Source organism: Flammeovirga aprica JL-4 (genome assembly GCF_012844305.1).
GTDB lineage: Bacteria > Bacteroidota > Bacteroidia > Cytophagales > Flammeovirgaceae > Flammeovirga > Flammeovirga aprica.
In genome coordinates this window covers 25,033-37,455 of record NZ_JABANE010000013.1, presented here as the reverse complement: position 1 = coordinate 37,455, position 12,423 = coordinate 25,033, and the positions used below count along the sequence as shown (strand labels likewise).

The window sequence follows — 12,423 nt, the reverse complement described above, 5'->3', positions numbered from 1 at the left end:
CTAAGCCAAAAATAATTATCAACATTTTTTAGCTTAGTACATGCTAGGCTTACCTCTTCCTTCTTAAATCATTCCTTACAAATCAGAATAACACGAAAGTATCTTTACGCTTTCTTGAAGGTAAGTTAGTTTTCTAATGTTACAGGGTCTCCACCTTCTGCTGTACAAGTGATAGAAATATAGGAGATCACTTTTGGAGAATCTACCGAAAAGCCTTCTGTTTTACTCTTTTCTCTGTTTCCTGCCGCAAAGTTGATTTTGACTTTTGTTTTCCCACTTGGGGAAGTAGCGGTGACTACAGCTTTGAGGGTTTTTCGTCGACTAAACTTCACGACATGAGGAGCAGTAGTGACCTCAATTTTAAAGTTTAAATCTTCAAATGCTTTGAGGGTTTCGTTATAAGATGATTCAATATCAAAATGATACTTTTCTTTCCAGTTTTTAGGGAAATGCAATGATACAAAGGTATTAGTAACTCTACCTGTTTTTATTTCGCCAGAAATATTTGTTTCATCATACCTTGATCTAAGTTTGGTTTCATCTGAGTTGATTTCTGAACCTATTCTTTCGAGATCTGAAAATTTAGTAACACCTAGAGCGACTTCATTACCAAGCTGGAACCAATATTCTTTGTCAAGCACTTCCAGTTTTTCACCCAAAAGGTCAAATACCTCCTCTGGGTTTATTTTATTGAAACTCATGGCATAGTCTAAAGCAGTTAGTCCCGCTGTAGTTTTAGGGCCGTTTTTATCAATTCCCTGGTCCAGCATATATTGAATCACTTCTATACAACCACTATTTGCCGCTTCTACAAAAAGAGGAATATTCCCGTTGGTTTTGGTGGTTGTGATATCACATCCCTTTTGATGGAGATATTTAAAAATAGCTGGCTTTCGAATGCTTTTTCTGAAAAGTCTATACGATTCAGGAGCCGGATCAAACCCATTTTCTAAAATCAGTTTTACAATGTCAATTTGTGAATTGCTTATGGCATTATTAAGCAGTTTTTTACCTGCTTCTGATTGAATAAAATTAGAGTCTTCCAGAAGAACTTTCACCGCAGCATAGTTATTATCCTCTGTGATATCATCAACAATTGAAAGTGTATTGCCATCTTGAACAGCTTGTTTGAATTTAGCTTTTTCAGCTTCTGTCAGCACTTTTGATTTATCACTACTGACCACATCATGACAAGGATATTTCTGCTTCGTTTTGAGCATTTCTATGATGTGTCTTTCGAAATTAGCGACATTGATTTTCTCAGTGGTCCAGACTTTGTCACCAAGAAGTTCATTATCTTCTCCTGCATCAATAAGGTTGGCACGCACCCCCACAGCATTAGTACCACAGTAGATTAAATGCAGTTTTTCATCGTTGCCATAACTTACATTTACGTACCAAACACTGTTGACAATAAAGTGCCCCATTGAAGTAGAACATCCTGGACCAATACTTCCCTTGTAGATATAAACTGTACTGCCTTCTTCACTTCTTCCTCGGAATTTTTTTAGCAGTTTGACTTTGATGTACCTTCCCTCATTAGACATAATCTGTACCTTGTAGATATTACTAGTCGTCACCATAGTGTTGAGAAAACCAGATACATATTTACAAGAACAAGCCTGAAGTTGATTGAGATGAAAGAAGAGGACAAAAAAAGTAGCTAGAAGTAATGCTTTCATATTTTTATTTAGTTTAATGTGAGTACCAAGTCAAAGTAAGGTTGTGGTTAACCCTTTTAAGAAGTTTGCTTTTAGTACTCATTTTTTATTTAGAGAATTAAAATTAATGATTTCTCCTTATTTATCTCTCAAGGAATCATTTTGTTATTTTCATCTTTCTAAGATCAGCTGTTTTATAAGTTCGCTTTTATCAAGTTTCAAAACATTGAAAACTAAGCTCCAGTTTCAAATACCTTCTTCATCTTATACTCATCCAACCCTTTCCCAAAACCATCTTTGACTTTCTCATAAGTGACAAAACCATAACGGTTGAAAAGCTTTTCCATCAGCTGAGTGGTATCAATATAAATAGGATACATTTTACCTTCAGCAATAATTCTACTCTCTATCTCATTGTAAAAAGTGTCGGCGATTTGGAGTAAATTTTTAACACCTATACTTCTTTGTTGGAACATAACCCATGGCATTCCATGACGATCTTCTTTAGTGTAATATCCTCCACAACCAATAATCTCACCCTTATCATTTTCCACCACCAAATAGTTTTCGTCTGTGTAATTCTCAAGGAAATCAATAAGGTAAGATTCATCTTCGGGATCAAAATATTTGGGAGTATTAGAATGGAATATTTCAAGAATCTTCTTTTGATGGGAAGGTTGATAGGTTTTAAACGTGATCATAATGAGTGGTTTTGTTTTGAAATCCCATGCAAGATATTGAATTATAAGAGGAATAGGCTTTAATGTTATCAATAAAAAATGATAAAAACGCCCTTTATTCTTCAAATAACATGATGATTATGTGACTCAATTTCATACATTTGTAGCACAAAATTTATACTGTCTGTATTTCACATACTATCAGACAGCTAAGTATATATTCACATATCAATTATTTTAAACCATGGCAAAAGGATTTTTCAGCGTACCTAAGGCTGTCAACGAACCCATCAAAAGCTATGCTCCAGGTACTCCTGAGCGTGCTGAGTTAGAAGCAAAAATTGCAGAAATGTCATCTCAAAAGATCGATGTTCCAATGTATATTGGTGCTGAAGAGGTTCGTACGGGTAACTTAGGCACTTGTGTATCTCCTCACGATCACCAAAATGTGGTAGGTGAGTATCACAAAGGTGATAAGGACCATGTAACTCAAGCAATCAACGCAGCATTAGGTGCTAGAGAAGCTTGGGCGGAATTGTCTTGGGAGCACAGAGCGTCAATTTTCTTAAAAGCAGCAGATCTTTTAGCAGGTCCTTACAGAGCGAAGATCAATGCGGCAACTATTATTGGCCAATCAAAAACAGCACACCAAGCAGAGATTGATTCAGCATGTGAATTAATCGACTTCTTAAGATTCAACGTACAATTCATGACTGAGATCTACCAGGATCAACCTGAGTCATCTCCAGGCATGTGGAATAGATTAGAGTACCGTCCATTAGAAGGATTCGTATTCGCTTTAACTCCATTCAACTTTACAGCAATTGCAGGTAACTTACCAACAGCTCCTGCAATGATGGGTAACACAGTAGTTTGGAAACCATCTCACGATCAGATTTACTCTGCTAACGTATTGATGGAAGTATTCAAGGAAGCTGGTGTACCTGACGGTGTAATCAACCTTGTTTATGTATCTGGTCCAGACGCAGGTGACGTGATTTTCAATCACCCTGAGTTTGCTGGTCTTCACTTCACAGGTTCTACAGGTGTATTCCAAGATCTTTGGGCTACTATCGGTAACAACATCGCGAAGTACAACACTTACCCTCGTATCGTAGGTGAGACTGGTGGTAAAGACTTTATCTTGGCACACAAATCAGCAAAAGCGAAAGGTTTAGCTACGGCGATCACTCGTGGTGCATTTGAATTCCAAGGTCAAAAATGTTCAGCTGCTTCTCGTGTATATGTTCCTTCTAACCTTTGGGAAGAGGTGAAAGGTTATATCATCGAGGATGCGAATGATATCATCAACAACCACATGGGTACTCCACATGATTTCAAAAACTTCTTCACAGCAGTGATCAACGAGAAATCATTTGATAAGTGTGCGGGTTATATTGACAGAGCTAATGCTTCTGAAATGTGTGAAATCATCGCTGGTGGTGGTTACGACAAATCAAAAGGTTACTTCGTTGAGCCAACAATCATCGTGACTAAAGATCCTAACTACGAATCAATGGTAGAAGAGATCTTTGGACCAATCGTTACTATCTACGTTTATGACGCAGAGTACTTCGATGAGGCTATGTACTTAGTAAACAACACTTCTTCGTATGCATTGACAGGAGCGATCTTCTCTCAAGACCGTTATGCGATTGAGTTGGCGACTAAGAAATTAGAAAACGCGGCAGGTAACTTCTACATCAACGACAAGCCAACTGGTGCTGTTGTTGGTCAACAACCTTTCGGTGGTTCTAGAGCTTCAGGTACTAATGATAAAGCGGGTTCTGCAATCAACTTAATGCGTTGGACTACTCCAAGAACAATGAAAGAAACATTTGTTTCTCCAGAAGATTACAAGTATCCATTTATGGGATAATTTTGAGGAAAGAGGTAAGAATTAAGAGGGAAGAGGTGACTCTATCTTTTTGAAACTTTAAACCTTCCTAATATATAAAAAGAGCATAATTCGAAAGGGTTATGCTCTTTTTTGTAGTAAATAAAAAATGAAATTTAAACTTCCCTCTTACCTCTTCATTCTTACCTCCACTCTGTTTCCGACTTGCATCTGTGCCAACTGATCACACGCTCTTTCCGTCAAATTCAATACTCTCAAGTACCCTCCAGAAGTAGGAGCATCAGCCATCATAATAATCGGAATTCCTGCACTTGTAATTTGCATAGTGCCTTTAACCATTCCAGAAGAAATGATTTCTTTTTTGGCTCCTAAAGGAATAGAGTCGCCTTCTAATCGATATCCAATTCGATTAATGTCTTTACTTATGGTATAAGTGGATGATAATAATAGCTCTTGACTTTCTTTTGGAAGTTCATCCCATTCAGGGCCGGGTAGTGCTTCAAGAACTACATGTTGAGGGAAATTTTGAGGTTTGATAACACTAAAGCTATTGGATAGAATATTGGGCTTGAGGATATGAACAACATCGCCTACTTCTAGCTTTTTTCCATAATACCCACCAAATTGAGCAGGGAGATAGGTAGAATAACTATCATATATTTTTGAAATGTTTAATTGACCAGAAATGGCCAAGTATCCATACATTCCTTTTGTGGTAAAGCCAATACTCAATATATCATCAGTTGTTAGGGTGATAATTTTTCCTTGAGGGACTAAATGATTGTTTAATTTAAGTTCCATATGTGCTCCATAAAAAGCCACTGAAAACTCCGTATTTACTTTTATAGTACAACCTACCTGACAGCATTCCAATAAAGCGGAGTTTGGAGAGTTTCCCACCAATGAATTCGCAATTTGAGCAGAAGATTCATCCATAAAACCCGAAACAGGAATTCCTTGGTCTTGTACTCCATACCTTCCTCCATCTTGAATGGTGGTCATCAATCCTCCTTTTATGATTTCAAAACTCATTTTGTATTCTTTAGTTGGTGAAAAGTATCAAGGTCAATGGGCTTGAATTTGATTTGATCCCCCATTTGAACAAGCGGTTTTTCGTTGACTTGAAAAATTGGAATCGGAGTTTGCCCAATAATCTGCCAACCACCCGGAGTAGGAGAAGGATAAATTCCCGTTTGCTGATCTGCCAATCCTACTGCACCGGCAGGGATTTGAAGTCGTGGAGTTTTCTTTCTTGGTGTAAATAATTGAGGATTCAGACCGCCGAGGTACATAAAACCGGGAGAGAAGCCTAACATATACACTGTGTAATGAGGAGCGGTGTGTAAATTGATAATGTCATCTGTTGACATATTTTTTGATTGAGCCACTTCTTCGATATCCAATCCTAAAGAACTGTCATAGCAAACGGGGATCTCCACCACTTTTTGATCTATTGAAGTATCGGAATTAATTTCTAAATTTTCAACCTTTTCCTTTAAAGCATCAAAAGAAATGACCAATGGCTCATACATTAATGTGATAGAATTATAAGCTGGAGAAATTGATCTAATACCTTTAATAGAAGCATGTGAAAGCTGTTTATAATAGCTTTTTACTTGTTGATGAACTGGAATGGAAATGATGTTTTCAAACTGAATTATCAAACTCTTTTCTCCGAATCTTTTGACCTCAATCATAAAAATGACTTTATAGTAATGGCATTTTCTGCCAGATTTTTTTTGACAAATTGAATTAAATCTAAAGCTTCTGGAGTGTCGCCATGAAAGCAAATACTGTCTGTTTTTAAATGTATTATTTCTCCATCAATGCTTTCAATTGTTCCGTTTTCGACACTACTTTTTATTTGTTGCCAAACTTCAGTTTTAGTATGAATCACTGCATTTGCATTACTTCTTGAAACCAATTTCCCATCAGAAGTATATCTTCTGTCAGCAAAGCTTTCTTTGATAAACGAAATGTTATTTTCCAGACAAAGCTTCTCTAGAATGGAGTTAGGTATCCCCATAATTGACAAAGAGCTCGAAAAACTTTGAATCACCTCAATAACAATATTAGCAGTGTCATCATCTACCATCGCTTTATTGTACAAAGCACCATGTGGTTTCACATAACTAACAGTCACGTTTTCTTCTTCCGCAATGCTCAAAATACTTTGTACCTGTTCGATCAAGGATTGTTTTAAGGCCTCAGAAGCAATAATCATCTCTTTCCTGCCAAAGTTTTCAGGGTCAGGATAAGAGGGATGAGCACCAACATTGACATCATATTTTCGTGCGAGTTGCAGGGTTTTTCTAATACTTTCATTAGTGCCAGTATGTCCGCCACAAGCAATGTTGCAAGAAGAAACAATCTGAAGAAGTGGCTCATCATAAGGAAAACCTTCGCCGAGGTCCGCATTGAGGTCTATTGTTTTCAATATCATCAAGTTTAATACAGTGTCACTTTTAAGAGATAAAGTACTCAAAAATAAGGGATAACATTTATTTAAACTTATTTATTACATGTGTAATTTTATTAAATGAATGATTACTTTTCTAATTGAATGACTTGGGTAGTGCTTTTTAGAATAAATAAAATAAAAGGATTACATGTAAGGAATAGAAGAGAGTATCTAAAAAATGATTCTTTCGTGTAAAGAACAGAAACCTAATTACATGAATTACTTTTTAGCTATGAATAACCCAAGATTTACCCATCTATTACTTGTTGTCATTCCTTTTTTTCTTATCTCTTGTTTTGAACAACCTGAGGAAGTAGCCCCTCTTGATTTATCGAAAAATATAGAGGGACAGTATATTATTTCTGGTTTTCAGTACGAAGGTGTTAACATTGTGGATCAGTTGGAAGAATCTGAAATTGGAAATAGTTATATATCTGTGATCAGAGAGAATGAAACACAGGTAACGGTCCGTTTGATATTTAATACTGATGAAATACAATTTTCTTGGAGCCTTTCTGAGCAAAATGTTGTTGCACTGGAGAATTCAGAATATACTTACCAAGTACAGCCCGGTATCACAAGCCTCAATAACCTTCATCTTAATATCACAGAAGACGGCCGTTTACAAGCCACTTTTTCGCCTTATTTACAGCCAAATATTAAAGCGATCTATGCTTCCAAATAAAAAAACACGTTTGGAAGCTTAAAAAAGGCTTCAAACGTGTTTTTTGACGGTCAATTTATTTCAGATGTGTAATTGATTATATATCAGTTTTTTCCCATCCTTCCATTTCTAGTAGATTGGAGACTTTCTTTTCAAGTTCCTTCAGTTTTTCAGGAGCACCATGATAATCCTTTATGGTATATAAAGCATCATTGGCTAGAAAACTGATGTATGTTGTAGGAAGATCAGTAACCTTTGAAGTGTATTCTTTATCAAAAGAAGTAAAATCTGAATCTTCGAAAGCTTTTACCAATTCATTGTATTGGGCATCACTTAATTCAAGTGCGTATTTTCCTTTCATTTCAAGATTGCTTTTAGCCTCCAATACTGCTTTTTTAGAATTGTAAATCACTATAGAGTATTGAGGGCACTTTCCTCGGCAACTTGTTTTGGACATTTTTATTACCTCAATATTTTCTGTTGGCTGACTAGTTGTCTTAGCACAGGAAAATAGAGTAAGAAGGGTGATAAAAGTAAAAAATAGATTTTTCATAAATAGTTTAGTTTTTGATGACCTTAAAAGTTTTACCATTATCGAGTGTGATAAAATACATTCCTTTTTCACCATCTAATACCACATCTGTATTGAAAGTCTTTGCTTCAAAAGTACCTTTCAGTTTTCCTGTGATATCATGTACAAGAATATTTTTCACTGTGTTAGCATCATAGCTGATATTGATCAACCCATTCGTTGGGTTAGGCCCGATAGTGATTTTCTGTAAATCATCAACAAGACTTGTTACATTGCCAACTTTTTTTGCCGTGATTTGATAAGTGGCGTCAGTGCTTCCGTCTAGTTCATCATCATTTCTTGTCACTACAATGATTTTAAATTCATATTGATCAGGATTTTCAATGGTAAGCGTATGGTTAGACGAATCCGTTAACACAGTAGCTTTGTTTGTGGTTGTATTAAACAAGATTACATCCATCATCACATCCTCATCTTCATCTGCTGTAAGTTTTATCTCTACATTTTCAGCTCCTTTTGATTGGAAATGTAAATAATCAGCCGCCAAGCGATTGAGTCTGTTATTACCGTCAGTGGCACTACTGTATTCTACCATTTCATTTGCACTAGCATCTAAACTGAATTCACTCTCCACGCTGATAGGTCCAAAATCTTTGTATAGAAAAGAATACCTTTCACCATCATTAGAATAAGTATCTTTTAAGTAGTTTTTGTATTTAGCAACGTCTTTCAACACATAATCTTCATTCATGTTGGTATCCGATGTCATTAAGCCCATTGTTACCCTGAACCTTCTGTGGGCTTCGTTAAGGTCAATACCAAAAAGGTCTTCCAGCTCACCGTTGATAAAGCTGTAGCCCCATTCATCAGAAGTATATCCAACACCTCTTTCTAGTATTTTTCTGAAGAAAGGATGAGTCTGGTCTTCAAGGTTTTCATAAACTAATTGGAAAAGTAACCATCCGCTGTACCATCTTGTTGATTTTTCATCTGCATTGTCATCTATGTTATATGAACCATAATCTAAAGCATAATCAGGGTTAACAAATGAAGTAAGATATTGGAAGTTGTCTGTAAGATTGGGGTAAATTCTTTTTTCTTCCCAAGCACCTTTTGCTTCAAGGAACCACGTAGGGAAATTGTAGTTATACCCAAAGTCAATCATATGAGAAAGCTCATGAGCCAGTGTTACTTTAAGATTTTCTTCCTCACTGCCTCCAAATCCAGAATAGTTATTTCTCAAATTCATATGTGAAGTATAAGAGGCCGTTTCAGTGATTGTGGTAGCGGAGTTGTCACCAAGGTTCACCTCAGGAGCTACAGTTCCATAAACACCAGATTCAAGGTTGTAAATATAGATGTCTGGCTTGTTAGAACCGCCTAATCCACTATCAGAAGGAGGAGCATTGAACCCTCTGTCTTGAATATCAATTTTAAACACATTGTCTGAAATAGTAGCAACGAGGTCAATGTAATCAGGGATGTTGTTTCCATCTTGATCTGTTGCGTCAATTGCATCATCGCCAGTTAATGTGTAATGAAGTGTGAAGTATTGTGATTCGTAAACTTTAGGGCTGTCGTAAGTATGACGTCCCGAAGAAGCAGTAAAAGCAGCTTGTGCTTTGGCATTAAGGCGCCCCCAGTTGCGGTGAGCTTCTAGGAAAAGAGGAGTACCGCAATTTATTTTTCCTCCATGATGCCTTCCATGTGAGGAAGTATGATCATGTTCTAATTCTTGGAGTTTACTGAGTAGATACTCAGAGTAGACATCATCTTGTGCAAATGCGAACTGCACAGACAATACAAGTAATAAAGTAGTAAAAATCTTAGTCATAATAATTAAAAGTTGAGTGTGAAAAGGGTATAAAATTCAAAAAAAGCTTGTAAAGTATTACCTATTTTGCTCCGCAATGATGCAATGTTTCTTATGAGTAAAAACAGCTAAAGTTTTCTGTTTATTTTTTTCTGAGTACTGAAAGCAATGATTATAAAGTGATAAGTACTGAAGTGAAAAATGATTTGAGAGTGTGTAATTAAGTACAAATTAAAAATTATCTCATACTAATTCCATTAATGTTTTGCGATTAGAATTAACTATGATTTGTTTTTGATTTAGTACTTATTCGAAAAAATTAGATTTTACATTCATAGTCTTGAAAATAGCACAATTCATCTTTTTTTGAAGAGAAAGTGATTTCAAGGAGATTTAATTGTGTCATGTTAAGTGCAAATAGTATTGCAAATAACAGTATTATTCTTGAAAAATGAAAATGACTTTTTGAATCGGGATATGCTTTAAGTCTAAAGTGAAACTATTTTTGTTATGGGTGAAGAATAAAGCGTTTATCAGGTCTTTATGGAACACGAAATGAACCATTTCTTTTAGTTCCTTATAAAAAAAACTCCTTGAAAAGCGTTTGCCTTTCAAGGAGTTAATTTTAATATCTAATAAAACTTATTAGTCTCTTGATCCGCCAAAGAAACGGAGTAATAATAAGAATAAGTTGATAAAATCTAAGTATAAGCTTAAAGCACCATGGATAGCCATTTTTTGAGCTGACTCACCATCTGCAATTTGATAACCCATATCTCTTAATTTTTGAGAATCAAAAGCAATTAATCCTACGAAGATCAATACACCTACTGCAGAAGAAATCCAATACACTAATGAACTGCCTAAGAAAATGTTGACTACTGATGTTAGGATTAAACCTAGTAAAGCCATGTATAAAAGGTTACCCATTGAAGTCAAATCTCTTTTGGTTGTTAAACCAAAGATACTCATGCCTATAAATGTACCTGCTGTAATTAAAAACGTAGACCCGATGTTAGCCAAAGGGTAAACATAGAAAATAGAGGATAAGGTAACTCCAGTTAGAGCAGAATATAATATAAATAATGTAGTAGCTGTAACCGCTGACATCTTGTGGATTCTTGCACTTAAGAAGATCACCAAACCAAATTGTGCTATAATTAATATCCAATAATTGTTGGCTACTAAGGCCATATTACTAGCATTGTTGGCAACGAACATCGCTACTAAAGCAGTAATTACTAATCCGGCACTCATCCATCCGTAAACTTTTGTCATAAACGAGTTTTGAATACCAGCTATATCATCAATACTCCTCTGACTGCGTTGAAACGCATAATCTTGTTGTTGTCTCATTTTAGTTAATTAATTTAAGATCTTTTTTAATTCCTATTGAATTAAACGTAACATTAAAAGCTAGTGTTTCGGGGTACCATAGTTTCTTGCTCCGAAGATGGCACTTCCTACACGAATCATTGTGCTTCCTTCTTCAATTGCTATAGGGAAGTCACCACTCATACCCATAGAAATTTCTGAAATTTTCACATTCTCTAAGTTATTAAATTTATCTTTTAATTCTTCAGAAATATCTTTTAAAGATGAAAATTCTTTTCTCACCTGCGCTTCGTCAGAAGTATTGGTAGCCATACCCATTACACCTACAATTCTGATGTTTTTCATGGCCTTAAATTCTTCAGAAGAAAGGAACTCAATCACTTCCTCTTTAGAGAAACCAAATTTTGTTTCTTCCTCAGCAATAAAGAGTTGCAGCAGGCAGTCGATAACTCTATCATTCTGTGCCGCTCTTTTCTGTACTTCATTTAGAAGTCTTGGGCTGTCAATGGAATGAATTAATGAGACGAATGGAGCAATATATTTCACCTTGTTTCTTTGAAGGTGACCGATCATATGCCATTGAATATCTTGAGGCAAGACTTCATGTTTGTCTACAAGCTCCTGCACTTTGTTTTCCCCAAATATTCTCTGGTTAGCATCATAAGCTTCCTGCAGCATTTCCACAGGTTTTGTCTTACTAACAGCAACCAGTTTACAAGAAGTACCTTCCAGTTTTTGTCTGAAAGAATGAAGATTTTCCGCTATAGATGACATGTTATTTTTGTTTTATGATGAGCATGAATAAAAAGGTAAGCAAGATGCCAATAAGAAGGATGATATATTGATCTAAGGCAACAGCAAAAGGTTCCAAACCTTCTTTGAGGTCATTGAGATTTTGATTATACATCTCTTCTCCAAAACCTTCTACGATATTATCTTTTCCTCTTACCATTAAATCGATCAAGTCAATTCTATGTCTTTCAAGCATTGCTTTTCCTATTTCTTTTGTAGATAAAAGAAGATAGATAAGTGTTGTATAAAGGGCATAACAAACTATGTTGAGGGTCAATCCGATCAGAAGTCCATGATGACCTGCCATTTTTCCATTGTTTTTCTTTAACCTGAAATAGGTCATTGCACCTGCAAAGAAAAATCCATAAATGGGGAAAAGTAAGAATTTATACCTTCCGAAGGCATTTTCTCCTATGGAGTATAATAAAAAAGAATACCCGAAAATAGTGATTGCCGCTATCACTCCTGCAATTGCACCCACTTGGAACACGTCGGGTCTTAAAAATTTTAAACTAGGTGATTGTGCTTGTTCTTGTTCTCTCATAATTCAATCTTAAGGCTACAAAAGTAGTATAAGAAGAAGGAACTAGGAAAGAAAGGAGAGAGATATTGTAAGGTATTTTTGAT

The 12,423-nt window shown here is 35.7% G+C and carries 12 protein-coding genes; 2 read left to right on the top strand and 10 right to left on the bottom strand.

The genetic code is table 11. The annotated features are described in order from the left end of the window. Positions 1–125: 125 nt before the first annotated feature. Both HHU12_RS06695 and HHU12_RS06690 read right to left on the bottom strand, forming a co-directional pair. The gene (locus HHU12_RS06695; RefSeq protein WP_169655984.1) at positions 126–1,682 is read right to left on the bottom strand and encodes an ankyrin repeat domain-containing protein; all 1,557 of its coding nucleotides are present in this window, start codon (positions 1,680–1,682) and stop codon (positions 126–128) included. 212 nt (positions 1,683–1,894) lie between these two features. Then, complete coding sequence (locus HHU12_RS06690; RefSeq protein ID WP_205959800.1) at positions 1,895–2,362, bottom strand: GNAT family N-acetyltransferase; 468 nt, start codon at positions 2,360–2,362, stop codon at positions 1,895–1,897. Positions 2,363–2,585: 223 nt separating this feature from the next. On the opposite strand from HHU12_RS06690, the gene pruA reads away from it, so the two are divergent. Beyond that, positions 2,586–4,220: an L-glutamate gamma-semialdehyde dehydrogenase gene (gene pruA, locus HHU12_RS06685; protein WP_044211646.1), complete on the top strand. Its 1,635-nt coding sequence runs from the start codon at positions 2,586–2,588 to the stop codon at positions 4,218–4,220. 147 nt (positions 4,221–4,367) lie between these two features. Here the strand turns inward: pruA and HHU12_RS06680 are convergent, their stop codons facing one another. Genes HHU12_RS06680 through pxpA form a run of 3 tightly spaced genes read right to left on the bottom strand, consistent with a single transcriptional unit; the run spans position 4,368 to position 6,642 of the window. Continuing rightward, entirely contained in the window at positions 4,368–5,231 is an 864-nt protein-coding gene (locus tag HHU12_RS06680) for a 5-oxoprolinase subunit C family protein (protein ID WP_169655983.1), read from the bottom strand. Continuing rightward, positions 5,228–5,896, bottom strand: coding sequence for a 5-oxoprolinase subunit PxpB (pxpB, locus tag HHU12_RS06675; RefSeq protein WP_169655982.1), 669 nt, complete (start codon positions 5,894–5,896; stop codon positions 5,228–5,230). Before pxpB ends, HHU12_RS06680 begins: the two co-directional genes overlap by 4 nt. Then, entirely contained in the window at positions 5,893–6,642 is a 750-nt protein-coding gene (gene pxpA, locus HHU12_RS06670) for a 5-oxoprolinase subunit PxpA (protein WP_205959799.1), read from the bottom strand. The genes pxpB and pxpA overlap by 4 nt, the downstream gene beginning before the upstream one ends. 232 nt (positions 6,643–6,874) lie before the next feature. Here pxpA and HHU12_RS06665 point away from each other — a divergent pair, with 232 nt between their 5' ends. Next, positions 6,875–7,345 (top strand): hypothetical protein, encoded by a 471-nt coding sequence (locus tag HHU12_RS06665; protein WP_169655980.1) that lies wholly within the window; start codon positions 6,875–6,877, stop codon positions 7,343–7,345. A 76-nt stretch (positions 7,346–7,421) separates the two neighbouring features. On the opposite strand, the gene HHU12_RS06660 is transcribed toward HHU12_RS06665, so the two are convergent. The 5 genes from HHU12_RS06660 to HHU12_RS06640 all read right to left on the bottom strand — a co-directional run bounded on the left by HHU12_RS06660 (position 7,422) and on the right by HHU12_RS06640 (position 12,340). Then, positions 7,422–7,877 (bottom strand): DUF6438 domain-containing protein, encoded by a 456-nt coding sequence (locus tag HHU12_RS06660; protein WP_169655979.1) that lies wholly within the window; start codon positions 7,875–7,877, stop codon positions 7,422–7,424. 7 nt (positions 7,878–7,884) lie between these two features. Further along, positions 7,885–9,690: a T9SS type A sorting domain-containing protein gene (locus HHU12_RS06655; protein WP_169655978.1), complete on the bottom strand. Its 1,806-nt coding sequence runs from the start codon at positions 9,688–9,690 to the stop codon at positions 7,885–7,887. Between the two features lie 624 nt (positions 9,691–10,314). Beyond that, positions 10,315–11,025 (bottom strand): Bax inhibitor-1/YccA family protein, encoded by a 711-nt coding sequence (locus HHU12_RS06650; protein WP_169655977.1) that lies wholly within the window; start codon positions 11,023–11,025, stop codon positions 10,315–10,317. 60 nt (positions 11,026–11,085) lie between these two features. Beyond that, complete coding sequence (locus HHU12_RS06645) at positions 11,086–11,778, bottom strand: YggS family pyridoxal phosphate-dependent enzyme (RefSeq protein WP_169655976.1); 693 nt, start codon at positions 11,776–11,778, stop codon at positions 11,086–11,088. A 1-nt stretch (position 11,779) separates the two neighbouring features. Continuing rightward, entirely contained in the window at positions 11,780–12,340 is a 561-nt protein-coding gene (locus HHU12_RS06640; protein ID WP_169655975.1) for a DUF4199 family protein, read from the bottom strand. Positions 12,341–12,423 lie beyond the last annotated feature (83 nt).

Bases quoted from the DNA above. Each gene is read 5' to 3' on its own strand.
- HHU12_RS06680 (WP_169655983.1), bottom strand. From the start codon at position 5,231: ATGAGTTTTGAAATCATAAAAGGAGGATTGATGACCACCATTCAAGAT.
- HHU12_RS06695 (WP_169655984.1), bottom strand. From the start codon at position 1,682: ATGAAAGCATTACTTCTAGCTACTTTTTTTGTCCTCTTCTTTCATCTC.
- HHU12_RS06655 (WP_169655978.1), bottom strand. From the start codon at position 9,690: ATGACTAAGATTTTTACTACTTTATTACTTGTATTGTCTGTGCAGTTC.
- pruA (WP_044211646.1), top strand. From the start codon at position 2,586: ATGGCAAAAGGATTTTTCAGCGTACCTAAGGCTGTCAACGAACCCATC.
- pxpA (WP_205959799.1), bottom strand. From the start codon at position 6,642: ATGATATTGAAAACAATAGACCTCAATGCGGACCTCGGCGAAGGTTTT.
- HHU12_RS06640 (WP_169655975.1), bottom strand. From the start codon at position 12,340: ATGAGAGAACAAGAACAAGCACAATCACCTAGTTTAAAATTTTTAAGA.
- HHU12_RS06660 (WP_169655979.1), bottom strand. From the start codon at position 7,877: ATGAAAAATCTATTTTTTACTTTTATCACCCTTCTTACTCTATTTTCC.
- HHU12_RS06645 (WP_169655976.1), bottom strand. From the start codon at position 11,778: ATGTCATCTATAGCGGAAAATCTTCATTCTTTCAGACAAAAACTGGAA.
- HHU12_RS06690 (WP_205959800.1), bottom strand. From the start codon at position 2,362: ATGATCACGTTTAAAACCTATCAACCTTCCCATCAAAAGAAGATTCTT.
- HHU12_RS06665 (WP_169655980.1), top strand. From the start codon at position 6,875: ATGAATTACTTTTTAGCTATGAATAACCCAAGATTTACCCATCTATTA.
- pxpB (WP_169655982.1), bottom strand. From the start codon at position 5,896: ATGATTGAGGTCAAAAGATTCGGAGAAAAGAGTTTGATAATTCAGTTT.
- HHU12_RS06650 (WP_169655977.1), bottom strand. From the start codon at position 11,025: ATGAGACAACAACAAGATTATGCGTTTCAACGCAGTCAGAGGAGTATT.